The organism is Martinezella lusitana (genome assembly GCF_010668395.1).
Lineage (GTDB): Bacteria > Pseudomonadota > Alphaproteobacteria > Rhizobiales > Rhizobiaceae > Rhizobium > Rhizobium lusitanum_A.
The window spans coordinates 158,841-181,901 of record NZ_WUEY01000003.1 but is presented as its reverse complement, the minus strand read 5'-3'; the positions used below and the strand labels follow the sequence as shown (position 1 = coordinate 181,901).

Sequence of the window (23,061 nt, the reverse complement as noted above, 5' to 3'; positions counted from 1 at the left end):
AGACGCCGCCCGCAAATTCCGGGAGAGATGGTGGAGCAACCGGTCGATCCAGTTCAGCGGGCGTTTCTGGGCGTCGAGCGCTCGGTCTCGGGCAATCGCTGGGTTTCCAGGCTCGATCAGGCCGGGCAGAACAGGGCGCTGGCCATTGCGCAGACGCATGGCCTGCCGGAGCTGATTGCTCGCGTGCTTGCCGGGCGCGGCGTCGGGCAAGACGAAGCCATGGCTTTTCTCGATCCGACGATTCGCGGCCTGATGCCGGATCCGCATCTGCTGACCGATTGCGAAAAGGCTGCACAGCGCCTTCTGCACGCGGTCAGGAAGGGCGAGACGGTCGCGATCTTCGGTGATTATGACGTCGACGGCGCAGCCTCCACAGCGCTGCTCTATCGCTTCCTGACGCATTTCGGTGTTCCGGCCAGCATCTATATTCCCGATCGCATCTTCGAAGGCTACGGCCCCAATCCCACCGCCATCGGCCAGCTCATCGACAACGGTGCGACGCTGATCGTCACGGTCGATTGCGGCTCCACCAGTTTCGAGTCGCTGGAGGTGGCGAAGGCGCGCGGTATCGACGTCGTCGTCATCGACCACCATCAGGTCGCGCACGAATTGCCGCCATGCCACGCCCTCGTCAATCCGAACCGCGAAGACGATCTGTCGGGGCAGGGACATCTCTGTGCCGCCGGTGTCGTCTTCATGGTTCTGGTGGCCGCCTTGCGGCTGTTGCGCGAAGCGGGTGATTCCCGCGTGCGCTCAATCGATCTGCTTGCCTGGCTTGATATCGTCGCGCTGGCGACCGTTTGCGATGTGGTGCCGCTGAAGGGCCTAAATCGCGCCTATGTGGTCAAGGGGCTGATCGCTGCCCGTCACCAGGGCAATCTCGGGCTTGCGGCGCTGTTTCGCAAGGCGGGGCTCGCCGGGCCGGTTACACCCTATCATTTCGGCTTCCTGATCGGCCCGCGCATCAATGCGGGTGGCCGCATCGGCGATGCCGCGCTCGGCGCGCGCCTGCTCACGCTGGAGGATGCCGGCGAGGCCGAGACGATCGCCGCGAAGCTCGACGATCTCAACCGCGAAAGGCAGGCCATGGAAGCCGCCATGCTGCAGGAGGCCGAGGCTGAGGCGCTGGCGGAATATGGCAATGGCGACGGCGCATCCGTCATCGTCACGGCGCGGGAGAACTGGCATCCGGGAATCGTCGGCCTGATAGCCTCGCGCCTCAAGGACAAGTTCCGTCGCCCGGCCTTTGCCATCGCTTTCGATTCGGCGGGGAAGGGCACGGGGTCCGGTCGTTCCATCAATGGCTTCGACATGGGCCGCATGGTCCGTGCCGCCGTCGACGCCGGTCTGCTGGTCAAGGGCGGCGGCCATGCCATGGCGGCAGGCCTGACGGTGGAACGAAGCAATCTCGGAAAGCTGCGTGCCTTCTTCACCGAAAAGGCAGAGAAGCAGGTGCCCGGTCTGGTCGCCAACGAGACGCTGAAGATCGATGGCGCGCTCGGCGCAAGCGGCGCGACCGTGGAACTCATAGACAGGCTCGAGACGGCCGGTCCCTATGGTTCGGGCCATCCGCAGCCCATTTTTGCTCTGCCGAGCCACAGGCTGCGCGATTCGCGCCTGGTCGGTCAGTCGCATATCAAGATCACGCTGGAGGCGCAGGATGGCGGCCGTGTGGATGGCATTGCCTTCCGTGCGGCGGAGACACCCCTGGGCGAGCTGTTGATGTCTTCCCGTGGCGCGCAGATCCATGTTGCGGGCACGCTCGGCGCCGATCATTGGCAGGGAAGCAGGCGCGTGCAGCTTCGCGTTACGGACGCAGCAAAAGCTCTCTGAAAACTCATGACGGCTTTGCTTTTTTAAAGCAAAATCAACAATGTCGGGGAGGGAAGCAGTGGCACGCCCTAGGGGAGTCGAACCCCTCTTTACAGAATGAAAATCTGTCGTCCTAACCGATAGACGAAGGGCGCGTGCTGTGGCGCCCTTATAGTCAGCACCTTTCGTTCCCGCAAGCGGAAAATCGCGAAAAATCCCAGAAAAATCCATGACTAGACGAAGATTTTTCGAGGCGATTGTGGAAAACCTCAAGCCGTCGCGATCTGGTACGCCCTAGGGGAGTCGAACCCCTCTTTACAGAATGAGAATCTGTCGTCCTAACCGATAGACGAAGGGCGCATGCCGCACGACCTAGATAGGAATAGCCTATTGTGTCCGCAAGCGGTAGCACGATGATTTCACGAAGGGGAGAAGAACAACAGTGGCACGCCCTAGGGGAGTCGAACCCCTCTTTACAGAATGAAAATCTGTCGTCCTAACCGATAGACGAAGGGCGCGTTCAGCTGTTGTGTGGCGCGCTTATAGCGGGGTGATTTCAATCCCGCAAGCGGCAATTTTGCTTTTTTGTGGAAAAAATGACAGATGGGTGAAACTGCCGCCGGCTGTGAATAAGTGAGACTTAACAGGACGTTGCCGGCGACATCGAAGATTCCCCGGAAACACGGGCCCTTTACTGGCCGCTCGCGCCCTGTACCGGCTGCACCAGCAGCTTGCCGTTCTGAGGCTGGTTCTTCGAGGCTATGAACTGCGCCAGAGCCTCCGCCTGCCTGCCGTTCAACTCGCGGACATTCGGGTTTGGCGCGGCCATCACTCCAGACGATGTCACCTGCGCAACCGGCTGCTTCGAATTCGCCGCGGGTGCGGTTGCATTGCGAATGACGGGTGGCGGCAGCACATCGGCGGACGTGCGACCATTCGGGGCGCTGACGGCACCCATCGTTTGTGGCGCGGCGGCCTGCATCGCGTTGGGCGGCGTGCTGTAGACGCTGCGCATCATCGGCGTGATGGCCTGCGTGCCGTCCGGCTGGTTCTTGGCAAGCGTGCCGTCCGGATTGACGGCGATGGGCGGCGGAGCGGCGAAGATGCTGGTCCTGTTGGCGTTGACCGCCGTCGGTTGCGTAACCAGACCGGCGATGCCGGTCTGTCCATCCGCAGGCGTTGCTGCGGTCGCGGGGGCCGGATAGAGCGCCTGATTCTGCTGCGCAACCATCTGCTGGCGCGTGCCGTTGACACTGTGCACCATCGGGTCGCGATAGGTGCCGTCGGCTTTGCGCCGCCGGGCATCGGCCTTGCTGTTCATGTCGGCTGCGAGTTGTTCGGCGGCTGTCGGCTGCGCGGCGGGCACCGCTTCGGATGTCTCGGCCGGCTTTTTGCCCGTCGTTGCACAGCCCGCGATCATCACAAATGAAGCGATGATGGCAATAGTGCTTGCGAGCTTCTTCCCGCCGTATAAAATCTGTTGATCGCACATGGGACGTCCCCTGCAAGAAAGGTTTGCATCGGAACGGCCTCCTGCGAGGGACGACGATATCGCGCGCGCCGACAGGGAACGATGACCGCGCAATATCCGATGCATGATGCTTCGAGTCGTCCAAGCATGCCGGAGGATGGGCATGGGCGGCAAGCGCGAAACGGATGGCTCCGCGCGTGCCGTAAGCCTCGCGAAAGCTAGCGCCTTACCAGGAGCCGGTATTGGGCATGGAGGCCCATGGCTCGGCAGAGGGAAGATCGGCGCCCTTCTGCAGGATCTCGATGGAAATGCCGTCCGGAGAACGCACGAAAGCCATGTGACCGTCGCGCGGCGGGCGGTTGATCGTGATGCCGTTGTCCATCAGTTTCTGGCAGGTCGCGTAGATATCGTCGACCTCATAGGCAAGGTGGCCGAAATTGCGTCCTCCGCTATATTCTTCCGGATCCCAGTTGTAGGTCAGTTCGAGGCTGGGTGCGCCATTGCTGCGGGATGATTCGGCATCCTCGCTGGCTGCAAGGAAAACGAGCGTAAAACGACCTTTCTCGTTTTCGTAGCGGCGGGTTTCGGTAAGCCCGAACAAGGTGCTATAAAAATGCAACGAGGCGTCGAGATCGGTGACGCGAACCATCGTATGGAGATAACGCATTCTATTTCCTCTCTTAATGTTGAGCTGGCCGGATTTTCGATCGAAGCACCAGCTTCGCGCAAGTCTTGGAGCAATAATCTAAGGGTGGGAATAAACGAAAACTAGGACTTGCGCTTTTCCGTTACCAAGATGTTAATCTTGATATCAGGGAATCAGTTAACCGTAACAGTGTGACGCGTAATCGAGGGCTGGCTAGGATGGGTGACAGAATTTCATCGAAGGGAGTTGTCGACTTCGAGGAGATGTCGGGCGATACCGTCGAGCTCATCGAAATCTCAGGCGTCGTCAAGTGGTTCGATGTCGCCAAGGGCTTCGGTTTCATTGTGCCGGATAACGGCATGCAGGACGTGTTGCTGCATGTGACGTGCCTGCGCCGAGACGGCTATCAGACGATTCTTGAGGGTACTCGCATCGTTGCGCTGATCCAGCGCAGGGAGCGCGGCTATCAGGCTTTCAAGATCCTTTCCATGGATCAGTCGACCGCCGTGCATCCATCGCAGATGCCGCCGGTGCGCACGCATGTACAGGTGACGGCGACCAGCGGCCTGGAGCGGGCGCTCGTCAAGTGGTTCAACCGCACGAAGGGCTTCGGCTTCCTCACGCGCGGCGAGGGCACCGAGGATATCTTCGTCCATATGGAAACGCTGCGCCGCTTCGGTTTGGCCGAGCTGCGGCCGGGGCAGGTGGTGCTCGTCCGCTTTGGGCCCGGCGAAAAGGGCCTGATGGCGGCGGAAATCCATCCGGATGCGCCAAGCCCGGTCACGCGGCCGCACTAAGATGAAAAGAGATTTGTTTCTCGAGGTTTTGAAAAGCGCCACTCTGGCGCTTTTTCTCGTTGGAGCCGCAGCACAGTCCTCTTCCTTCGCGGCGCAAGCGGCGGGGCAGCAGGCCATGGCTTTCGATTCGGAGCCGCTTTCGATCGCATCGGCCAAAGGTCAGACCCATAAATTCACCGTGGAACTGGCATTGACGCCGCCGCAGCTGGAATTCGGCCTGATGTATCGTGACAAGATGCCGGCCGACCACGGCATGCTGTTCGATTTCGGCACGTCGCGGCCCGTCATGATGTGGATGAAGAACACCAAGCTGCCGCTGGACATGCTCTTTCTGGACCAGAAGGGTGTCGTCACCCACATCCAGGAAAAGGCCGTGCCTTATTCCGAAGCGATCATCAGTTCCAACGGACCGGTTGCTTATGTCATCGAGCTGAACGGCGGAATCGTCAGGAAACTTGGCCTTGCCGTCGGCGACACGGTGACGAGCGCCACTATTTCCGCAAAACTCACCAAATAGATTTTTCGCCGGGGGAAAGACCGGCTTGCCGTGATTTTAGCTGTTGCAGCGGGCAGGTGAACCGTGTATCTCCCCACTCGTTCCGCAGGATTGGTATCCAGCGGTACGGAGCCAAGACATGATGCAGTTGCCTGAAGGCGCTGTTCCGGTGATCATGGCGACGGTACGGAGTGTAGCGCAGTCTGGTAGCGCATCTGGTTTGGGACCAGAGGGTCGGGAGTTCGAATCTCTCCACTCCGACCACTTAATTCTCTTCAACTCCCTGTAAAACATCGCCTGTTACAACGGCAGCCGCAATTCTGCGCATGATTCGATGCGCCTCTGGCCGAAATAGTGTTCGGGCGAGAAAATGCGCTATGTTGAAACATTGCTCGCTCCCAGCCTCTGCTCCCAAACCAGGCGTGTTGCCAAATCCGGGGTAATTTCACCCGATGGCCTTCCGAGCAAGGCTCTGCAAAGCACAGTTTGAACGCCGTATCGGCCGCCACGATTTTCCACCGCGTTTTTGCTTGAAAACCAAGGGATTCGCGGCTAATCAAAATTGACATGCACTCGGCCTTGAAGGGCCGCGGCAAGACAAATGAAGCAAAGAGGCGGGTCGCTCCCGCTTTATTCGGAGGCGCTGCAGCAATGCCTGCCAAGATTTATCGTCCCGCAAAGACCGCCATGCAATCCGGCAAGGCCAAGACCCATATTTGGGTTCTGGAATTCGATCAGGAAATTCCGCGCAAGATCGATCCGATCATGGGATACACCTCGTCGGCCGATACGCGTCAGCAGCTCAAGCTGACGTTCGAGACGCAGGAGCAGGCGGAAGACTACGCCAAGCGCAACGATATCGACTATCGGGTCATCCTGCCGAAGGATCCTATCCGCCAGGTCGTGTCCTATTCCGACAACTTCCGCTTCAACCGCATCCAGCCCTGGACTCACTGAAGCAGGCACTTATTGAACGCCGCCCATTGAGTTTGACGGCGGTTTCAGGCATGTGTTGGCAGCCGCGAGGCAACTTGCGGCATGGCCATATGGCCCCTTAGCTCAGCTGGATAGAGCACCTGCCTTCTAAGCAGGTGGTCGCAGGTTCGAATCCTGCAGGGGTCGCCAAAATCTATAATAATCAATATATCAGGTGCTATTCGCTGTCTTCGCGACCGTGGAAGCGTGCGATGAAATCGCACGACATGTCGCAGGGAAGCCGCGCGCGCTTGTAACCGAATCATTCACGGTATTACCAGCTTTCTCTCGCGCCCATCTCGAATTGCGGCACCTCCCGCCACGGAAAAGCGTGGATGATGCGGAGTTCCAGGCAGCAGCAGCGGGGCAGTGAAGGCGCTTCGCCATGTTGTCGGGTGGAAAATCGTGGCCGCGCGTTGAGACGAGCGTCATTATGTCGAGCGTATCGCTCCAATCGCATTTTGAAAGTCCGCGACCCGGATCGACGCGGCTGTAAATGCAGTCAGCGACCAAAGTAAGCTATTGCTTGGTCTTTCGGTGCTGCTTCCGGCTTCGCCGGAATGGTTTGCCCTACCGGCCGTTTGCATGGCGCACGTCTTAACTCCGCCGAACGGCGGCGGGTTCGTTCGTCAAATTGCCAATCAGCTTCAAGCGGCGTTCAGATCCGCGATGTCGCCATGCTTCACCAGCAGGCGCGGGGATGACATGTCGCCGGTTTCTTCGTCGACCATCACGGCATAGGCAGCAACGCCGACGAATCGGGAGGCCATGGATGCCGCGATCTTCTCCGCGGATGGAATGCTCGATGCCTGCCTCATTTCACCGACCACAAGATTACCGCGGTTCCTTCGATATGGCAGGATGATAAATTTCTCGCCGGTGCTCATGATGTCTTCCTTGTTTGTTCTTACTATGTTCATGGTTGAGGAAGAGTCAAGCAGAGACTTTTCCGATCGCGGCAGCGCCCGCCACGTCGCAACTATCGCAAGGCGCAATCTGGCTGGAATCCATTCGGCATTTAATTCGCTGCCGTTGGCCAGCCTCCGGCGTCTTTCGGCCTTGTGGCATCGACCGCCATCTGGATGAGGTCGTGACCGGACATCACTCCGGCCAGCTTGATAATGATGATGGCGGCGCTCAAGAGAGCGAGTCCGCCGATGATTCTGTCGCTTTTTTTCACGGCCCGCTTCCCCCGACGTCTCGTGAATCCCGCATTGTTCGCGGTGGCGGATACTATATCGCGTCTCACGCGAAGCGCTATATGGTTTGTTCACGTTGCCAGTCGTCCGGCCGCGACAAGCAGCAGGCCGCCGGCAATACTCTCGATCCATCTCCTGCGGCGATCGCTGAAATTTCCGCGAGAGCCGATGGCCGCGATGGCGAGGCTGAGCAACGCGTAGACGATCCCGCAGAGGCCGATGAAGATCGCGGAAAGCAGGGAGGCCTGCAGGACGATGCTCTCGTCATGTCCTATGAACTGCGGCAGGATGGCGAAATAGATCATCATGCCCTTGGGATTGAGAACGGCCGTCAGAAAGCCGCGCCGAAATCTGTTGGCTGCGATCCGTGATGGTGGCGGCGCAATGCCGGCTCTCAGGGAGGACGCGATGAGCCGGAAGGCGAGGTAGGTCAGATAGGCGATGCCGATCCAGCGCAGCGCCGCGAACAAGACGGGCGAGGCCGCGATAATCGCGGCCACACCGAGCGCTGCCAGCGTCGAATGCACGACGTAGCCGACGCAGATGCCCGCGGTCGAGCGCAGCCCGGCTGTGGTGCCTCCGGAGACGGCCTGCGACGCGACGAACAGCATGTCCGATCCCGGCGTGCAGATGAGCGGCAGCACGGTGGCGGCAAAGAGAAGAAGATTGGCGTTTTCCATGGTGCAAGCCTAACGGCTCGGTGGCGCAATCGACTTGCGAAGATGCCAATTTCTGCGAGAATATTGGCATCAGAATTCAAGATATGCGGCTTACCGGTAGGAAATGCCAATGCGGCTGGATGAGATCGACAAACGCATCCTGCGCGTCCTGCAGCGTGACGGACGGATTCAGAATGTGGAACTGGCAAAGGAGGTGGGGCTCTCGCCATCGCCCTGTTTGCGGCGCGTCAAGCTTCTGGAGGATGCCGGCATCATCGATCGTTATGTCGCCGTGCTGAACCCGGTCAAGGCGGGCCTGCCGCTTTCGCTGTTTGCCCGCGTCTGGCTGACGGCGCAGGACGCGGAGACGATCGACCATTTCATCGCCGCCATGAAGACGCTGCCGCAGGTAATGGAATGCTACATCATGCTCGGCGAAAGCGACGCGCTGCTGCGGGTCGCGGTGTCCGATCTCGATGACTACAGGCAGTTCCAGTCCACGCATCTGACGAGGGTCAACGGCATCCAGAACGTCAAGACCGATGTGCCGAGCCAGGTCGTCAAGCAGACCTATGCTCTGCCGTTGCGCTGATCGGTTTCGGTTCGCCGCGCGCCGGCGGTGCAAGGTCTGTCCATGAAAAACCCGCCGGCTGCGAAACAGCGGCGGGTTTTTTTCATTCGTCTTTGGCCGGATCGGGATCAGTGCAGGATCTGGCTGAGGAAAAGCTTGGTGCGCTCATGCTGCGGATTGTCGAAGAATTCCTTCGGCGAATTCTGTTCGACGATCTGGCCCTGGTCCATGAAGATGACGCGGTTGGCGACCTGGCGGGCGAAGCCCATTTCGTGGGTGACGCACAGCATGGTCATGCCTTCCTCGGCAAGACCGACCATCGTGTCGAGCACTTCCTTGATCATTTCCGGGTCGAGTGCCGAGGTCGGCTCGTCGAACAGCATGATCTTCGGGTTCATGCACAGCGAGCGGGCGATTGCCACGCGCTGCTGCTGACCGCCGGAAAGCTGGCCCGGATATTTCTTGGCCTGCTCGGGGATCTTGACGCGGGTCAGGAAGTGCATGGCGATTTCTTCCGCCTGCTTCTTCGGCATCTTGCGTACCCAGATCGGGGCCAGCGTGCAGTTTTCGAGGATCGTCAGGTGCGGGAAGAGATTGAAGTGCTGGAACACCATGCCGACTTCGCGGCGCACTTCATCGATCTTTTTCAGATCGTTGGTGAGCTCGACGCCGTCGACGACGATCTGGCCTTTCTGGTGCTCTTCCAGACGGTTGATGCAGCGGATCATCGTCGATTTTCCCGAGCCGGACGGGCCGGCAATGACGATGCGCTCGCCGCGCATGACCTTCAGATTGATATCGCGCAACACATGGAAGTCGCCGTACCACTTGTTCATGTTAATCATGTTAACCGCGACCTCGGTCTCGGAAACGGTCATTTTCTTCGATTGGGCTTCAGCCATTTTGTATTTCCCTCAATTCTTATCGCTTGTGGCCGGTGTCGAGATGGCGCTCCACAAAACCTGAATAGCGCGACATGCCGAAGCAGAACAGCCAAAAAATGAAGCCGGCGAAAATCAGACCCGTCACCGGCGTCACCGCCGAGGCCCAATTCGCGTCCGAGAAGTTCTGGCGGACGATGCCGAGCAGATCGAACATCCCGATGATCGCCACCAGCGACGTGTCCTTGAACATGCCGATATAGGTGTTGACGATGCCGGGAATGACCAGCTTGATCGCCTGCGGCAAAATGATGAGCCGCATCTTCTGCCAGTAGCCAAGGCCGAGCGAGTCGGCTCCCTCGAACTGGCCCTTCGGTATTGCCTGAAGACCGCCGCGAATGACTTCGGCCATGTAGGCCGATGTGAAGATCGCAATGCCGACCACGGCGCGCAGCAGCTTATCCACAGTCCAGCCCTGCGGCATGAACAGCGGCAGCATGTAGCTGGCCATGAACAGCACCGTGATCAATGGCACGCCGCGGATGATCTCGATGAAGATCACGCAGAGCATGCGGAGAACGGGCAATTTCGAGCGGCGCCCCAGCGCGAGCAGGATGCCGAACGGGAAGGAGACCGCGATTGCGACGAAGGCAATGACCAGCGTCACCATCAGGCCGCCCCATCTCTCCGTTTCCACGGTCTCGAGGCCGAAGCCGCCATGGAGCAGGAAGAACGAGATAACCGGCAATACGAAGAATGCGATGATCGCATTCAATCCTTTTCTGGGAACCGATGGCATCAGCAGAGGTGCGAAGCCAAGCACCATCAGGATAGCGACGAGGATAGGCCGCCAGCGTTCTTCCGGCGGATAAAGGCCGAACATGAAGACGACGAATTTCGCGCGAACGAAGGCCCAGCAGGCAGCGTTCCAGCCGTCCGGCTGCGTCCCGCCTTGCACCTTCGTCGCGCAGAATGTGCGGTCGGTCCCGTCCCAGACCGCCTGTATGAACAGCCAGTTGACCAGATGCGGGATCGCCCAGACGAGGAAGACGACCGCAAGCAAGGTCAGAACGATGTCCTTTGGCGTGGCAAAGAGGTTCTTCCGCATCCAATGCCATACACCCTTTTCGCTGGCGGGAGCAGGTTGGGCGGAAAGAAGCGACTTGCTGACGAAGTGTTGATCTACGCTGGCCATCTTATCTCTCCACCAGAGCCATCTTGGCGTTGAACCAGTTCATGAACAGCGACGTTATGATGCTCAGGACGAGATAGATGATCATCCATATGATGACGACTTCGACGGCGCGGCCGGACTGATTGAGAATTACGCCGCCGACGGCGACGAGATCGGCATAACCAATGGCGATGGCGAGCGAGGAGTTCTTGATGAGGTTGAGATATTGGCTCGTCAGCGGCGGAATGATGATCCGCATCGCCTGCGGGATGACGACAAGCCTGGTGATGACCGAGGCCCGAAGGCCAAGCGCGCCCGCCGCTTCCGACTGCCCCTTCGCGACGCCGCGGATGCCGGCGCGCACGATCTCGGCGATATAAGTTGCGGTATAGAGGGAAAGGGCAAGGAGAAGCGCTATGAACTCCGGCCCCACGACCGTCCCGCCGGTCAGGTTAAACTTGCCGGCGACCGGATAGTCGAAGGAAAGCGGCATGCCCGTCACCAGGAAAACGATCAACGGCAGGCCGATCAATATGCCGATCGATACCCAGATCGTATGAAATTGCTGGCCGGTCGCCGCCTGGCGCTTATGGGCCCAGCGCGCCACGAAAAACACCGCGGCTATGGCGATGAGAAAAGCAATCCCCACGGCCCACATGCCGGCGCCGAAAATCGGGCTGGGGAAGGCGAGGCCGCGATTGCTGAGGTAACTCGAGAACGGCAGATGCACGGCATCGCGTGCCTGCGGCAGCAACACCAGAACGCCGCTGTACCAGAAGAAGATGACGAGCAGCGGCGGGATGTTGCGGAAGAGTTCGACATATGCCTGCGAAAGCTTCGCGATCAGCCAGTTGTTCGAAAGTCTGCCGATGCCGATGATGAAGCCGACGATCGTCGCTGCGACGATGCCAACGACCGAAATGAGGAGTGTGTTGAGGACGCCGACGATCAATGCGTCTAAATTGGTGGAGTCGCTGGAATAGGGAATGAGGGCCTGGCCCAGATTGAAGCCAGCGCGACCTTCGAGAAAGCCAAAACCGAAGGAGCGGTTCAAGTCGCTCAGATTGCGAGCGGTATTGCGGATGAGGAACCAGCCGATACCCACAAGAATGAGAATGGTAAGGGCCTGATAGACGATGCCCCGGATTTTGGGGTCGTACAGCGCCGATATGGATGAGCGCTCGCCTTCAGGCGAATTCGTAGTGATTGCCATACAGAGTTTTTCCCCAATGTGCCTGTTTCAGGCTTGTTTTCTTGAGGTGAGAAAGGCGGTTCGCCGCCTTTCTCCGAAATTTGGGCGTGTCGCTTAGCGGACCGGAGGCGCGTACTGGATGCCGCCCTTGTTCCACAGCGCATTGATGCCGCGGGAGATCTTCAGCGGGCTGCCTGCGCCGATGTTGCGGTCGAAGACTTCGCCGTAGTTACCGACGCCCTTGATGATGTTGTAGGCCCAGTCGTTGGTCAGGCCGAGATCGGTGCCGATGGTGGAGCCCTGTTCGGCGCCGAGGAAGCGCTTGATATCCGGGTTCGCAGAGTTCTTCATCTCATCGACGTTCTTCTGCGTAATGCCGAACTCTTCAGCGTCCACGAGTGCATAGGCTGCCCAGCTGACGATGTTGAACCACTGGTCGTCACCCTGGCGAACGGCCGGGCCAAGCGGCTCCTTCGAGATGATTTCAGGCAGCACGACGTTGTCGTCGGGGTTCTTCAGCGTCAGGCGCAGTGCGTAGAGGCCGGACTGGTCGGTCGTGTAGACGTCGCAACGGCCTGAGTCATAGGCGGTGTTGACTTCCTCGAGCTTGTCGAAGACGACCGGATTGTACTGAAGGTTGTTGGTCTTGAAGTAGTCGGCGAGGTTGAGCTCGGTCGTCGTGCCGGACTGCACGCAGATGGCTGCGCCGGAAAGCTCGAGCGCCGACTTCACGTTCAGTTCCTTGCGAACCATGAAGCCCTGGCCGTCATAATAGGTGACGGGACGGAACTTGAGGCCGAGTGCGGTGTCACGGTTGATAGTCCAGGTGGTATTACGAGACAGCACGTCGATTTCACCCGACTGCAGCGCGGTGAAGCGGTCCTTGGCGCTGAGAGGGGTGTACTTCACCTTGGTCGGATCGCCGAATACGGCAGAAGCTACGGCCTTGCAAAAGTCGATGTCGAAACCGGCCCAGTTGCCGGAGGCATCTGGCTGTGCGAAGCCGAGAAGGCCCGTATTCACGCCGCACTGAACGAAGCCCTTGGCTTTTACATCGCTCAGCGTCGAGGCAGAGGCACCCGACGCGGTGTAAGCCAATGCTGCGACTCCGAGAAATGCGGAGAGAGCAAACTTTTTCATCTTTCCCAACCTTTTTCTATTTGTTTTATAGTTAAAATTTATCGCTCCCGAAGCAGGTTCCTGGAGAACCGCGCTCCTTCCCTTTCCCGGTGCGACTGGTCCTATCACAGTCGCAAATGGTGTAACGGTCAAGAGATCGCCCAGATTATTGCGGATTTATTCGGCATTTTTGCCCGATGCGGTCGAAAAATGGGCATCTGGCGTCGAAATGAGCGGTATTTTGCCAAAAAACTGCGCGAAAATGGGGTTTCTGTCGCTATTTTTGTTAGTTTAGCCTTCTAATAATATGTGATGTTGGGACGAGCGGGGTTGACCCCACTGGACTTGGCCGCCACAAATCCAGCTTCCTACAGCGCCAAAGGCATATCCGGACATGAAAGACAAAGACACATTCCTGCAGAACGCCGGCATCAACACGCGTTTGTCCCACATCGGCAATTCGCCCTTTGATTTCCACGGCTTCGTCAATCCCCCCGTAGTGCATGCCTCGACGGTGCTGTTTCCCAATGCGCGCGTGATGGAGACGCACGATCAGAAGTACACTTACGGCACGCGCGGCACACCGACGACGGATGCGCTGTGCGAGGCGATGGACGCGCTGGAGGGATCGGCCGGAACGGTCATCGTGCCGTCCGGGCTTGCGGCGGTCACCGTGCCGTTTCTCGCCTATCTGTCCGCCGGCGATCACGCCTTGATCGTCGATTCGGTCTACGGGCCGACACGCTTCTTCTGCGACACTATGCTGAAGCGCCTCGGCATCGAGGTCGACTATTACGATCCGCTGGTCGGCGCCGGCATCGAACAGTTGTTCAAGCCGAACACCAGGCTGGTCCACACCGAGGCACCGGGTTCCAACACCTTCGAAATGCAGGATATTCCGGCAATCTCCGCGGCGGCTCACCGGCACGGCTGCGTCGTGACCATGGACAATACCTGGGCGACCCCGCTCTATTTCAAGCCGCTCGATCACGGCGTCGACGTTTCCATTCATGCGGTGACGAAATATCCGGCAGGCCATTCCGATATCGTGATGGGAACCGTTTCGGCCAATGAGGCCCATTGGGGGCGGTTGCTCGACGCGCATGGCCAGCTCGGCATCTGCGGCGCGCCGGACGACGCCTATCAGGTGCTGCGCGGTTTGCGCACCATGGGCATACGCCTGGAGCGTCATCAGGAGAGTGCGCTTGCCATCGCCCAATGGCTCGAGGGCAGGGAGGACGTCGCCCGGGTGCTGCATCCGGCCTTGCCGAGCTTCCCGAGCCACGCGATCTGGAAGCGCGACTTCAAGGGAGCGAGCGGGATCTTCTCGTTCGTCCTCGCCGTCGACGATCCGCGGAAGTTCAAGGCCAAGGCGCACGCCTTCCTCGATGCCTTGCGTATTTTCGGCCTCGGCTATTCCTGGGGCGGCTTTGAAAGCCTTGCCCTGCAGGTCAACCTCAACGACCGTCGCGTCACCAAGGCTCCGAAAGAGGGCCCTGTCATCCGCCTGCAGATCGGCCTGGAAGATGTCGCCGATATCAAGGCGGATATCGAAAAGGGCTTTGCTGCCGTCCGGCAGGCGTAATCAGCCGATCGCGCGATAGCCGTAAATCCAGTCCATATCCGCCGCGAGCCTTTGCGGCGGACGAAGCGAGAGAACGAGATTGCGCGCGATGCGGACCGGGCCGCGGGCGTGATAGGCGAATTGATTGAAGGCGGCGCGCTGCTTCAGGCGCGCAATCCGTGGTGCCCGGCGCTTTTCATAAAGCTCGAAGGCTTCGACAGGCGAGTGTGCCGCAAGCATCCCAGCAAGTTCGAAGGCGTCCTCTATCGCCATGGCTGCCCCTTGCGCGGCAAACGGCATCATCGCATGCGCGGCATCGCCGATCAGAATAGTATCGCTGCCGTTGTGCCATCGCCCGGCCTTCATCTCGTAGAGAGGCCAGAAGCTCGCCGGCTCCTGGGCTTCCAGCATTCGCCGGATCGCGCCGTTCCAGCCGGAAAAGCCGCGCAACATCTGCTCGCGCTGCGCTTTGTTGCCGGCGACGCCCCAGTCACGGCTGGAACTGGAACCCGAAACGATAGCGACGATATTGAACGCTGCATTTTCCCGGATGGGATAGCAGACGAGATGGCTGGATGGGCCGAGGAACGCCGTTACGCTTGTCTTCTCCAGCATTGCCGGAGCCTGCGTTTCGGCAATGGAGAAGCGCCAGGCAATATTGCCGGAAAACAGCGGCGAGGGAGCTCCGGGCACCATGGCATGCGCCTTCGACCATACGCCGTCGGCCCCGATGACGATATCGAGCTTCCTTCTGGCAATCTCCTCCAGCGCCTGCTTGTTCTTGATGTCGATGTGACGGCCGAGATGCAGCTTGCAGAGCGCGTTGGCTGTCACGGCATCGAGGAGCGCCTTCTGCAAGGTCGCGCGATGCGCGGTTCCATAGGGCGCGCCCCATCGCTGCAGGGCAAAAATTCCACAGGGAACGGATGCGATCGGTCGTAGGGACGAGCCGGAGACAAGCCGGATTTCTTCGGGTTCCAGCCAGACCGGCCGAAGTGTATCGAGTACGCCGAGCGTGTCGAGGATACGGGAGGCGTTCGGTGAGATCTGCAGGCCGGCGCCGACTTCGGTCAGCACGTCCGCCTGCTCGAAAATCTCGGATGCGATGCCATGCCTCGCCAACGCCAGCGCCGCCGTCAATCCGGCTATTCCGGCGCCGATGATTGCGGCTGTTTTGATCGGCATTCTCTTATGTCCGATCGGACGCTATGGCGTTACGCCGCCTTGAAGTGGAAAACGCAGCCGGCAGGGTTGGTCTGGTCCGCCTTCAGCGACGGATTGTAGCGGTACAGCGTCGAGCAGTAGGAGCACACCTTCTCGCTCTCGTCGCCGATATCAATGAAGATATGCGGGTGATCGTAGGGGACCGATGCGCCGGTGCACATGAATTCCTTCACGCCGATTTCGATGACGCGATGTCCGCCGTCGTTCTGGAAATGGGGAATATTGTGGCCGGCCATGATGATCTCCGAATGCGTCTTGCCGTAAGGGGCATGAATGTTGCGCCAGACTTGGTAGCCCCTCTTTATAATTCTTCTTGCTGATTGTGTAGTGCGAAAGTCCTGCTTGATGCAGAGATTTTCGCGGGCGTAGGGTTCATTTGATATCGCCGATAAAATATGGTCCGGCACCAACAGGACCAGGTTTGTAAAGACGAAGCCATGAATTTGAATGCTCCCCCCATATCTCATTTTGTCAAAAACGGATTGAAGCTCGCCTTTTTCGATGACGGTGATCCGAGCGGCCCGCCGGTACTGCTGATTCATGGATTTGCCTCGACCGCGATTGCGAATTGGGTCAATCCGGGATGGCTCAAGACGCTCGGCGACGCGGGCTATCGCGTGATTGCCATCGATAACCGCGGCCACGGCTCCAGCGACAAGCTTTACGATGCCGATGTCTACCATCCCTGGATCATGGCCGAGGACGCCGTGGCTCTCCTCGACCATCTGGGCATAGCCGAAGCCCATGTCATGGGTTACTCCATGGGCGCGCGCGTTGCGACCTTCATGGCGATCGCGCACCCGGATCGCGTCCGCTCGCTGGTGCTGGGCGGCCTCGGCATCGGCATGGTCGAAGGTGTCGGCGACTGGGATCCGATTGCGGATGCGCTGGTTGCACCGTCGCTCGACGATGTCACCCATGCCCGCGGGCGCATGTTCCGCGCCTTTGCCGAGCAGACGAAAAGCGACCGGCAGGCGCTGGCCGCCTGTATCCAGGGCTCGCGCGATCTGGCCTCGAGGGAGGATGTGGCGAGGATCGAAGCGCCGACTTTGATCGCCGTCGGCACCAAGGACGATATTGCCGGTTCGGGACAGGAACTCGCGGCGCTGATGCCGAATGCCAAGGCAATCGACATTCCGAACCGCGACCATATGCTCGCCGTCGGCGACAAGATCTTCAAGGCAGCGGTTCTCGAGTTCTACCAGCGGCTCGACAAGCGTTAGGCCGCGGGTCACTTGCCGGTGAAAAGCGGCTTTCTCCGCTCGGCAAAGGCGGCGCGGCCCTCGGTATAGTCGGCGCTGTCGAAGGTCTCGGCGCCGATCACCTCCGCCTCGCGCAACAGGTCGCGATCCTGCTCGATGACGGCGCGGATTGCGAGTTTCGAGGCATGCAGCGCGATCGGGGCGTTCACGGCGATCGCATGGGCGAGGGCGGATATCTCGTCCTCGAAAGCGGCGGCCTCGATTTCCTCCAGCAGAAAGCCGGCAGCAACCATCTTCTCGCTCGACATGGGCGCACCGGTAAACAAGGCGACCTTGGCCATCTGGGTTCCAAGCGCGTTGACGATATCCTGCACGGCGTCGGCCGGGTAGGCGATGCCGAGGCGAACGGCGGGCACGGAAAATCGCGCGCCCCGTTCGGCGATCCGCAGATCGCAGGCGGCCGCCACCCCGAAGCCTCCGCCATAGCAGATGCCTCGGATCGCCGCGATCGTCGGCACGCGGCAGTGGCGGATTGCCTCGAAAGCCTGGCTGTTCAGGGCTTCATAGACGACGGCCGTCTCGGAGTTCTTGCGCACGGTGTCGAATTCACGGATATCGGCGCCCGCCGAAAAATCCGCGTCGGTGCCGCGCAGGATAATCACATGCGCATGCGCTTCATCGGTCAGAATGCGCACGGCCTGCGGGATCGCGCGCCACATGGCGGCCGTCACGGCATTCTTTCGGTCGGGGTTGTTGATGGTGATCGTGCCGATCATATCTCGGCACGTCGCGCGAATGAGACCGCCGGCAAAGTCATGATCGAAATTCATGGGCGACCAACCATTTGTCTTGTGTGGCATTTATTCTATATAATGCACCCCTGACAGAAAATCGGGAGACCGCCAATGGTCGCAGCAACGGACATTCGCCCTTTGGAGGGCTTGGGCGCAGTTAAGGTCATGGACCCTATCTGGGACAGCATGCGCGAGGAGGCTCGCGCCGCTGCCGAGCGGGATCCGCTGCTTGCCGCCTTCCTCTATTCGACGATCATCAATCACCGTTCGCTGGAAGAGTGCGTCATCTATCGCATCTGCGAGCGTCTCGACCATCCCGACATGCAGGCCATTTTGTTGCGGCAGACCTTCGAGGAGATGCTTGGCGACTGGCCGGAATGGGGATCGATTCTCCGGGTCGACATCCAGGCGGTCTACGATCGCGATCCCGCCTGCCTGCGTTTCGTCGAGCCTGTGCTCTATTTCAAGGGCTTCCATGCGCTGCAAACGCATCGTCTCGCGCACTGGCTCTATAATCGCGGCCGCCGCGATTTCGCGCTCTATCTGCAGAGCCGCTCCTCCAGCGTCTTCCAGACGGATATCAATCCGGCGGCGCGCATCGGCAAGGGGATCTTCCTCGATCACGCCACCGGCCTCGTCGTCGGTGAAACGGCCGTGATCGGCGACAATGTTTCGATCCTGCACGGGGTCACGCTTGGCGGCACCGGCAAGGAAGGCAGCGACCGCCATCCGAAGATCGCCCATGGCGTATTGATCGGCGCCGGAGCCAAGATCCTCGGCAATATCCAGATCGGCCATTGCTCGCGCATTGCCGCCGGCTCCGTCGTGCTGAAGGAAGTGCCTGCGAAGACGACCGTTGCCGGCGTGCCGGCCAAGGTCGTCGGCGAAGCCGGCTGTTCCGAGCCGTCCCGTTCGATGGACCAGCTCCTTGCCGAACAATTGGTCGTGGATCAGATCATGGGTGCCGGAATCTAGGGGAAACCAGCCTGACTTTCGGAGGCTTGCGCTGCCGCTGGGGAAGTATGCGCGGTTCCGGTCTTTACACTGCCGCTTTTCCTATGCAAGAAGCGGCCAACCGAGATCCTCACGGAGAAGCATTGTGAAGCCTGAAGAAATCAAGAAACTGGACGCCTATTTCAAACGCACGTTCAACCCGCAGATCGTGGTGAAGGCCCGCCCGCGCAAGAACGATTCGGCGGAAGTCTACCTTGGCGAAGAGTTTCTGGGCGTTGTCTATATCGACGACGAAGACGGCGACCGCTCCTATAATTTTTCGATGGCTATCCTGGACGTCGATCTTTAATTCCGCCGATCTCAATTCGCGATCGAATTGCCGGGCCGTGTTTCATTGAAATGCGGCCCTTTTCTTTGCCTTTGCCGCGGGTGAGCTGCGCCTCGCTTCGCGCCATACGGATCAGAGCAGCGTTTTTCTGGGCTTATTGCCGATATTTTAGTCAAAGCCTGCGGTTGCAGGCGACATGATATATATTAGGAAAAACAGAATGATGCAGTGCACTCATTGCTGTCGACATTGCGCCGTCATTGAAAATGCAACCCAGGGAAGATATTGCGTCGCACAAGACTACTTGACTAATTGTGCGTCGCATTTAAGCTTTAACCCTGCAAACCGGCCACCGGCCGGCCAACAAGGGACGGAGAAGCATGTTCAATTTCGATGACGCGAACAAGAAGGGCAAGGAAGCCATCGACACGGCGCTGAAGAGCTATTCCGATGTCACCAAGAGCTTTCAGGCGATTGCTGCCGAAGCCGCCGAATACTCCAAGAAGTCTTTCCAGGACGGCGTTGCACACTTCGAAACGCTCGCCGGCGTCAAGAGCTTCGAGGCCGCCTTCGAGCTTCAGAGCGGTTACGTGAAGTCTTCCTACGAAAACTTCGTTGCCGAAGCCACCAAGCTCGGCGAAATGTATGCCGACCTCGCCAAGGTTGCCTACAAGCCTTACGAAGCGCCTGTCGCGGCCGCAACGAAGGCCGCCAGCAAGGCAGCAGCGACGGCAACAGCCGCTTAAATTCTCGCCTGAGGGCAAAACTTCCTGAAGGACCGGCTGCGCGACGCGCGGCCGGTCCTTTGCGTTTTCGAGCGCCGATCCCCATCTAGGGATATGCAGCGACTTTTTTGGTCGCAGCCCCGTTTGTCAGCGAATTGTGATTGCAGTGTCCCGCAAGGGGCTTAAAATCGCGCCGATATGAACTAAGTTAGAGGTTCGGATATCTGGCCCGACCGAGTGAAGAAACAACCAGTGCCAAGTCGGAATGCGATAGCTTCTGCCGGATGATTTGAGGAATGAACGAAATGATCGCTGAGCCGATCCGGATGCAAAACAACAGCGAAAGGAACGGGGAAAACGGAAATCGCGGGACCTCGGTGATTACACGCACCAAGCCCAAAACCAAAAAGCCCAACCTATACCGCGTGCTGCTTCTGAATGACGACTATACGCCCATGGACTTCGTGATCCACATCCTGGAGCGTTTCTTTCAAAAGGATCTAGAAAGTGCCACCCGCATCATGCTTCATGTCCATAACCACGGCGTGGGCGAGTGCGGGATATATACATATGAAGTAGCCGAAACGAAGGTGAGCCAGGTGATGGATTTTGCCCGGCAGCACCAGCATCCGCTGCAATGTGTTATGGAAAAGAAGTGAGGATCTGAACGTGCCAACATTTTCGCCTAGTCTTGAGAAGGCGCTGCATCAGGCACTGACCTACGCGAACGAGCGGCATCACGAGTATGCCACGCTGGAACATCTGCTCTTGGCGCTGTTAGACGACGCCGATGCCGCAGCTGTCATGGGCGCGTGCAATGTTGATCTCGACGCGCTCCGTAAGACTCTGACTGAATACGTCGATAATGAACTCTCCAACCTGGTCACGGGCTATGATGAGGACTCGAAGCCGACTTCCGGCTTCCAGCGAGTCATTCAGCGCGCCGTGATCCATGTACAATCTTCCGGCCGCGAGGAAGTGACGGGCGCCAATGTTCTCGTCGCGATTTTCGCGGAACGTGAAAGTCATGCTGCCTTCTTCCTGCAGGAGCAGGAAATGACCCGCTACGACGCGGTCAACTACATTTCTCACGGCATCGGCAAGCGCCCGGGTTCCTCCCAGACTCGCACGCCGCGCGGTGCCGAGGATACCGAATCCGAAAGCAAGCCGACCTCCCGCGGCGAGCAGGAGGAAGGTAACAACAAGAAGCAGCAGGATGCCCTTAAAGCCTATTGCGTCAACCTCAACGAGAAGGCCAAGAACGGCAAGATCGATCCGCTGATCGGCCGTCACTCCGAGGTTAATCGCACCATCCAGGTACTGTGCCGCCGCTCGAAGAACAATCCGCTCTATGTCGGCGACCCCGGCGTGGGCAAGACGGCGATTGCCGAAGGCCTTGCCAAGCGCATCGTCGAGGGCAAGGTTCCCGAAGCCCTGGCCGATGCCACGATCTTTTCGCTCGATATGGGCACGCTGCTTGCCGGCACCCGTTATCGCGGCGATTTCGAAGAACGCCTGAAGCAGGTCGTCAAGGAGCTCGAAGAGTATCCGGGCGCCGTGCTGTTCATCGACGAGATCCACACCGTCATCGGTGCGGGCGCCACCTCCGGCGGCGCCATGGATGCATCGAACCTGCTGAAGCCGGCTCTTTCCTCGGGTGCGATCCGTTGCATCGGCTCGACCACCTACAAGGAATACCGTCAGTTCTTCGAGAAGGATCGGGCGCTCGTCCGCCGCTTCCAGAAGATCGACGTCAACGAGCCGAGCATCGAGGATGCCATCGAAATCATGAAGGGCCTCAAGCCCTATTTCGAAGAGTATCATCACCTGCGCTATTCGAACGACGCCATCAAGTCGGCTGTCGAACTGTCGGCTCGCTATATCTCCGACCGCAAGCTGCCGGACAAGGCGATCGACGTCATCGACGAAACCGGTGCCGCGCAAATGCTGCTGCCGCCGTCGAAGCGTCGCAAGCTGATAACCGAGCGTGAGATCGAGGTTACGATCGCGACCATGGCTCGCATTCCGCCGAAGACTGTTTCCAAGGACGACGAGATGGTTCTCGCCAACCTTGAGCAGGAACTTCGTTCGGTCGTCTACGGCCAGGATACGGCGATCGAAGCGCTCTCGACCTCGATCAAGCTGGCTCGTGCCGGCCTGCGCGAACCGAACAAGCCGATCGGCTGCTACGTCTTCTCCGGCCCCACGGGCGTCGGCAAGACGGAAGTCGCCAAGCAGCTTGCATCCTCGCTGGGTGTCGAGCTGCTGCGCTTCGACATGTCGGAATATATGGAGCGTCATACGGTCTCCCGCCTGCTCGGTGCACCTCCCGGCTATGTCGGCTTCGATCAGGGCGGCCTGCTGACCGACGGTGTCGACCAGCATCCGCACAGCGTCGTCCTGCTCGACGAAATCGAGAAGGCGCATCCGGATATCTTCAATATCCTGCTGCAGGTCATGGACCATGGCGCGCTGACCGACCACAACGGCAAGAAGATCGACTTCCGCAACGTCATCCTGATCATGACGACCAACGCGGGCGCTTCGGAAATGGCCAAGGCCGCTATCGGCTTCGGTTCGTCCAAGCGCACGGGCGAGGATGAAGAGGCTCTGAACCGCCTGTTCACGCCGGAATTCCGCAACCGTCTGGATGCGGTCATTCCCTTCGCGCCGCTGCCGACGACGGTCATCCACAAGGTCGTGCAGAAGTTCATCATGCAGCTGGAAGCGCAGCTTTCCGAACGGAACGTTACCTTCGACCTGCACGAGGACGCCATCGCCTGGCTGTCCGAGAAGGGCTACGACGACAAGATGGGCGCCCGTCCGCTGGCGCGCGTCATCCAGGAAAACATCAAGAAGCCGCTGGCGAACGAGATCCTCTTCGGCAAGCTGAAGAAGGGTGGCGTCGTCACAGTCACGGTCGGCAAGAAGGAAGACGGCTCGACCGGCATCCTGCTCGAGGCTATCGCGGACACGGCTCCGATCCGGCCCAAGCCGGAAGCCGAGGTCGGCGATGCGCCGTCCGAAGTGGACGTGGATGACGGCGATATCGTCAAGACCCGCAACCGTGTCGGCAAGGCCGCAACGGCAGCCGCTACCCGCCGCTCCGCCAAGGCTGCGGCATCAGGCGACGGCGACGACGCCGAAGCCAAGTCGCCACGCAAGGGCGGCGGCATCGTGCCGAAGGTTCCGCGCAAGTAGTCGCCGACTGGCATTCTGAGAAAAACGAAACGGCTGCATTGGAGACAATGCAGCCGTTTTCATATGCTTATGCTGAT

The 23,061-nt window shown here is 59.4% G+C and carries 24 protein-coding genes and 5 tRNA genes; 14 read left to right on the top strand and 15 right to left on the bottom strand.

The window, feature by feature from the left end:
* The first annotated feature begins 27 nt into the window (after positions 1-27).
* The gene (gene recJ, locus GR212_RS07805; protein ID WP_204326315.1) at positions 28-1,833 is read left to right on the top strand and encodes a single-stranded-DNA-specific exonuclease RecJ; all 1,806 of its coding nucleotides are present in this window, start codon (positions 28-30) and stop codon (positions 1,831-1,833) included.
* 59 nt (positions 1,834-1,892) lie between these two features.
* On the opposite strand, the gene GR212_RS07800 is transcribed toward recJ, so the two are convergent.
* From GR212_RS07800 to GR212_RS07780, 5 genes are all read right to left on the bottom strand, one after another.
* A tRNA-Glu gene (locus GR212_RS07800) sits at positions 1,893-1,967 on the bottom strand.
* A 130-nt stretch (positions 1,968-2,097) separates the two neighbouring features.
* Positions 2,098-2,172 (bottom strand) — tRNA-Glu (locus GR212_RS07795).
* An 83-nt stretch (positions 2,173-2,255) separates the two neighbouring features.
* Positions 2,256-2,330: transfer RNA gene (locus GR212_RS07790), tRNA-Glu, on the bottom strand.
* 173 nt (positions 2,331-2,503) lie between these two features.
* Complete coding sequence (locus tag GR212_RS07785) at positions 2,504-3,304, bottom strand: hypothetical protein (RefSeq protein ID WP_163985901.1); 801 nt, start codon at positions 3,302-3,304, stop codon at positions 2,504-2,506.
* Between the two features lie 205 nt (positions 3,305-3,509).
* Positions 3,510-3,950, bottom strand: coding sequence for a VOC family protein (locus GR212_RS07780; protein WP_163985900.1), 441 nt, complete (start codon positions 3,948-3,950; stop codon positions 3,510-3,512).
* A gap of 197 nt (positions 3,951-4,147) precedes the next feature.
* On the opposite strand from GR212_RS07780, the gene GR212_RS07775 reads away from it, so the two are divergent.
* The 5 genes from GR212_RS07775 to GR212_RS07755 all read left to right on the top strand — a co-directional run bounded on the left by GR212_RS07775 (position 4,148) and on the right by GR212_RS07755 (position 6,347).
* Positions 4,148-4,726 (top strand): cold-shock protein, encoded by a 579-nt coding sequence (locus GR212_RS07775; protein WP_015339721.1) that lies wholly within the window; start codon positions 4,148-4,150, stop codon positions 4,724-4,726.
* Between the two features lies 1 nt (position 4,727).
* A complete protein-coding gene (locus tag GR212_RS07770) occupies positions 4,728-5,243 on the top strand; it encodes a DUF192 domain-containing protein (RefSeq protein ID WP_163985899.1) in 516 nt (171 codons plus the stop codon).
* Positions 5,244-5,409: 166 nt separating this feature from the next.
* Positions 5,410-5,486: transfer RNA gene (locus tag GR212_RS07765), tRNA-Pro, on the top strand.
* 387 nt (positions 5,487-5,873) lie between these two features.
* Positions 5,874-6,179 carry an ETC complex I subunit gene (locus GR212_RS07760; protein ID WP_163985898.1) on the top strand — a complete coding sequence of 102 codons (306 nt, stop codon included), beginning with the start codon at positions 5,874-5,876 and terminating at the stop codon, positions 6,177-6,179.
* A gap of 91 nt (positions 6,180-6,270) precedes the next feature.
* Positions 6,271-6,347: transfer RNA gene (locus tag GR212_RS07755), tRNA-Arg, on the top strand.
* Positions 6,348-6,844: 497 nt separating this feature from the next.
* Here GR212_RS07755 and GR212_RS07750 read toward each other — a convergent pair.
* The 3 genes from GR212_RS07750 to GR212_RS07745 form a co-directional block, all read right to left on the bottom strand.
* Positions 6,845-7,084: a hypothetical protein gene (locus GR212_RS07750; RefSeq protein WP_163985897.1), complete on the bottom strand. Its 240-nt coding sequence runs from the start codon at positions 7,082-7,084 to the stop codon at positions 6,845-6,847.
* A gap of 131 nt (positions 7,085-7,215) precedes the next feature.
* Positions 7,216-7,377 (bottom strand): hypothetical protein, encoded by a 162-nt coding sequence (locus tag GR212_RS36795; RefSeq protein WP_204326484.1) that lies wholly within the window; start codon positions 7,375-7,377, stop codon positions 7,216-7,218.
* A 90-nt stretch (positions 7,378-7,467) separates the two neighbouring features.
* Entirely contained in the window at positions 7,468-8,076 is a 609-nt protein-coding gene (locus tag GR212_RS07745; RefSeq protein ID WP_163985896.1) for a LysE family translocator, read from the bottom strand.
* A 103-nt stretch (positions 8,077-8,179) separates the two neighbouring features.
* On the opposite strand from GR212_RS07745, the gene GR212_RS07740 reads away from it, so the two are divergent.
* Positions 8,180-8,647: an Lrp/AsnC family transcriptional regulator gene (locus GR212_RS07740; RefSeq protein ID WP_204326314.1), complete on the top strand. Its 468-nt coding sequence runs from the start codon at positions 8,180-8,182 to the stop codon at positions 8,645-8,647.
* A gap of 107 nt (positions 8,648-8,754) precedes the next feature.
* Here GR212_RS07740 and GR212_RS07735 read toward each other — a convergent pair whose 3' ends face one another.
* The 4 genes from GR212_RS07735 to GR212_RS07720 form a co-directional block, all read right to left on the bottom strand.
* Positions 8,755-9,528: an amino acid ABC transporter ATP-binding protein gene (locus tag GR212_RS07735; protein ID WP_163985894.1), complete on the bottom strand. Its 774-nt coding sequence runs from the start codon at positions 9,526-9,528 to the stop codon at positions 8,755-8,757.
* Between the two features lie 19 nt (positions 9,529-9,547).
* Positions 9,548-10,702: an amino acid ABC transporter permease gene (locus GR212_RS07730; protein WP_163985893.1), complete on the bottom strand. Its 1,155-nt coding sequence runs from the start codon at positions 10,700-10,702 to the stop codon at positions 9,548-9,550.
* Position 10,703: 1 nt separating this feature from the next.
* Positions 10,704-11,894, bottom strand: a complete 1,191-nt coding sequence (locus GR212_RS07725; protein ID WP_163985892.1) for an amino acid ABC transporter permease — start codon at positions 11,892-11,894, stop codon at positions 10,704-10,706.
* Positions 11,895-11,987: 93 nt separating this feature from the next.
* Positions 11,988-13,013: an amino acid ABC transporter substrate-binding protein gene (locus GR212_RS07720; protein ID WP_163985891.1), complete on the bottom strand. Its 1,026-nt coding sequence runs from the start codon at positions 13,011-13,013 to the stop codon at positions 11,988-11,990.
* 373 nt (positions 13,014-13,386) lie between these two features.
* Between GR212_RS07720 and GR212_RS07715 the strand changes: the two genes are divergently transcribed.
* Positions 13,387-14,577 carry a cystathionine beta-lyase gene (locus GR212_RS07715; RefSeq protein ID WP_163985890.1) on the top strand — a complete coding sequence of 397 codons (1,191 nt, stop codon included), beginning with the start codon at positions 13,387-13,389 and terminating at the stop codon, positions 14,575-14,577.
* Here the strand turns inward: GR212_RS07715 and GR212_RS07710 are convergent, their stop codons facing one another.
* Both GR212_RS07710 and GR212_RS07705 read right to left on the bottom strand, forming a co-directional pair.
* Positions 14,578-15,741: an FAD-dependent monooxygenase gene (locus GR212_RS07710; RefSeq protein WP_163985889.1), complete on the bottom strand. Its 1,164-nt coding sequence runs from the start codon at positions 15,739-15,741 to the stop codon at positions 14,578-14,580.
* Positions 15,742-15,770: 29 nt separating this feature from the next.
* Entirely contained in the window at positions 15,771-16,016 is a 246-nt protein-coding gene (locus GR212_RS07705; RefSeq protein WP_047633459.1) for a zinc-finger domain-containing protein, read from the bottom strand.
* A 201-nt stretch (positions 16,017-16,217) separates the two neighbouring features.
* Between GR212_RS07705 and GR212_RS07700 the strand changes: the two genes are divergently transcribed.
* Positions 16,218-17,003, top strand: coding sequence for an alpha/beta fold hydrolase (locus tag GR212_RS07700; RefSeq protein WP_163985888.1), 786 nt, complete (start codon positions 16,218-16,220; stop codon positions 17,001-17,003).
* 8 nt (positions 17,004-17,011) lie between these two features.
* On the opposite strand, the gene GR212_RS07695 is transcribed toward GR212_RS07700, so the two are convergent.
* A complete protein-coding gene (locus tag GR212_RS07695) occupies positions 17,012-17,812 on the bottom strand; it encodes an enoyl-CoA hydratase-related protein (protein WP_163985887.1) in 801 nt (266 codons plus the stop codon).
* Between the two features lie 75 nt (positions 17,813-17,887).
* On the opposite strand from GR212_RS07695, the gene cysE reads away from it, so the two are divergent.
* From cysE to clpA, 5 genes are all read left to right on the top strand, one after another.
* On the top strand, positions 17,888-18,751 hold the full coding sequence (gene cysE / locus GR212_RS07690; RefSeq protein ID WP_163985886.1) for a serine O-acetyltransferase: 864 nt from the start codon (positions 17,888-17,890) through the stop codon (positions 18,749-18,751).
* Between the two features lie 124 nt (positions 18,752-18,875).
* Positions 18,876-19,079 (top strand): DUF3126 family protein, encoded by a 204-nt coding sequence (locus GR212_RS07685; protein WP_047633271.1) that lies wholly within the window; start codon positions 18,876-18,878, stop codon positions 19,077-19,079.
* Positions 19,080-19,438: 359 nt separating this feature from the next.
* A complete protein-coding gene (locus tag GR212_RS07680; RefSeq protein ID WP_163985885.1) occupies positions 19,439-19,804 on the top strand; it encodes a phasin family protein in 366 nt (121 codons plus the stop codon).
* Positions 19,805-20,088: 284 nt separating this feature from the next.
* Positions 20,089-20,442: an ATP-dependent Clp protease adapter ClpS gene (gene clpS, locus GR212_RS07675; protein ID WP_113358042.1), complete on the top strand. Its 354-nt coding sequence runs from the start codon at positions 20,089-20,091 to the stop codon at positions 20,440-20,442.
* Positions 20,443-20,452: 10 nt separating this feature from the next.
* A complete protein-coding gene (clpA, locus tag GR212_RS07670; RefSeq protein ID WP_163985884.1) occupies positions 20,453-22,984 on the top strand; it encodes an ATP-dependent Clp protease ATP-binding subunit ClpA in 2,532 nt (843 codons plus the stop codon).
* Positions 22,985-23,061: the final 77 nt, after the last annotated feature.

What these genes read in the sequence shown, in the direction of transcription:
- recJ (WP_204326315.1), top strand. Translation starts at nt 28, where the DNA reads ATGGTGGAGCAACCGGTCGATCCAGTTCAGCGGGCGTTTCTGGGCGTC.
- GR212_RS07785 (WP_163985901.1), bottom strand. Translation starts at nt 3,304, where the DNA reads ATGTGCGATCAACAGATTTTATACGGCGGGAAGAAGCTCGCAAGCACT.
- GR212_RS07780 (WP_163985900.1), bottom strand. Translation starts at nt 3,950, where the DNA reads ATGCGTTATCTCCATACGATGGTTCGCGTCACCGATCTCGACGCCTCG.
- GR212_RS07775 (WP_015339721.1), top strand. Translation starts at nt 4,148, where the DNA reads ATGGGTGACAGAATTTCATCGAAGGGAGTTGTCGACTTCGAGGAGATG.
- GR212_RS07770 (WP_163985899.1), top strand. Translation starts at nt 4,728, where the DNA reads ATGAAAAGAGATTTGTTTCTCGAGGTTTTGAAAAGCGCCACTCTGGCG.
- GR212_RS07760 (WP_163985898.1), top strand. Translation starts at nt 5,874, where the DNA reads ATGCCTGCCAAGATTTATCGTCCCGCAAAGACCGCCATGCAATCCGGC.
- GR212_RS07750 (WP_163985897.1), bottom strand. Translation starts at nt 7,084, where the DNA reads ATGAGCACCGGCGAGAAATTTATCATCCTGCCATATCGAAGGAACCGC.
- GR212_RS07745 (WP_163985896.1), bottom strand. Translation starts at nt 8,076, where the DNA reads ATGGAAAACGCCAATCTTCTTCTCTTTGCCGCCACCGTGCTGCCGCTC.
- GR212_RS07740 (WP_204326314.1), top strand. Translation starts at nt 8,180, where the DNA reads ATGCCAATGCGGCTGGATGAGATCGACAAACGCATCCTGCGCGTCCTG.
- GR212_RS07735 (WP_163985894.1), bottom strand. Translation starts at nt 9,528, where the DNA reads ATGGCTGAAGCCCAATCGAAGAAAATGACCGTTTCCGAGACCGAGGTC.
- GR212_RS07730 (WP_163985893.1), bottom strand. Translation starts at nt 10,702, where the DNA reads ATGGCCAGCGTAGATCAACACTTCGTCAGCAAGTCGCTTCTTTCCGCC.
- GR212_RS07725 (WP_163985892.1), bottom strand. Translation starts at nt 11,894, where the DNA reads ATGGCAATCACTACGAATTCGCCTGAAGGCGAGCGCTCATCCATATCG.
- GR212_RS07720 (WP_163985891.1), bottom strand. Translation starts at nt 13,013, where the DNA reads ATGAAAAAGTTTGCTCTCTCCGCATTTCTCGGAGTCGCAGCATTGGCT.
- GR212_RS07715 (WP_163985890.1), top strand. Translation starts at nt 13,387, where the DNA reads ATGAAAGACAAAGACACATTCCTGCAGAACGCCGGCATCAACACGCGT.
- GR212_RS07710 (WP_163985889.1), bottom strand. Translation starts at nt 15,741, where the DNA reads ATGCCGATCAAAACAGCCGCAATCATCGGCGCCGGAATAGCCGGATTG.
- GR212_RS07705 (WP_047633459.1), bottom strand. Translation starts at nt 16,016, where the DNA reads ATGGCCGGCCACAATATTCCCCATTTCCAGAACGACGGCGGACATCGC.
- GR212_RS07700 (WP_163985888.1), top strand. Translation starts at nt 16,218, where the DNA reads ATGAATTTGAATGCTCCCCCCATATCTCATTTTGTCAAAAACGGATTG.
- GR212_RS07695 (WP_163985887.1), bottom strand. Translation starts at nt 17,812, where the DNA reads ATGAATTTCGATCATGACTTTGCCGGCGGTCTCATTCGCGCGACGTGC.
- cysE (WP_163985886.1), top strand. Translation starts at nt 17,888, where the DNA reads ATGGTCGCAGCAACGGACATTCGCCCTTTGGAGGGCTTGGGCGCAGTT.
- GR212_RS07680 (WP_163985885.1), top strand. Translation starts at nt 19,439, where the DNA reads ATGTTCAATTTCGATGACGCGAACAAGAAGGGCAAGGAAGCCATCGAC.
- clpS (WP_113358042.1), top strand. Translation starts at nt 20,089, where the DNA reads ATGATCGCTGAGCCGATCCGGATGCAAAACAACAGCGAAAGGAACGGG.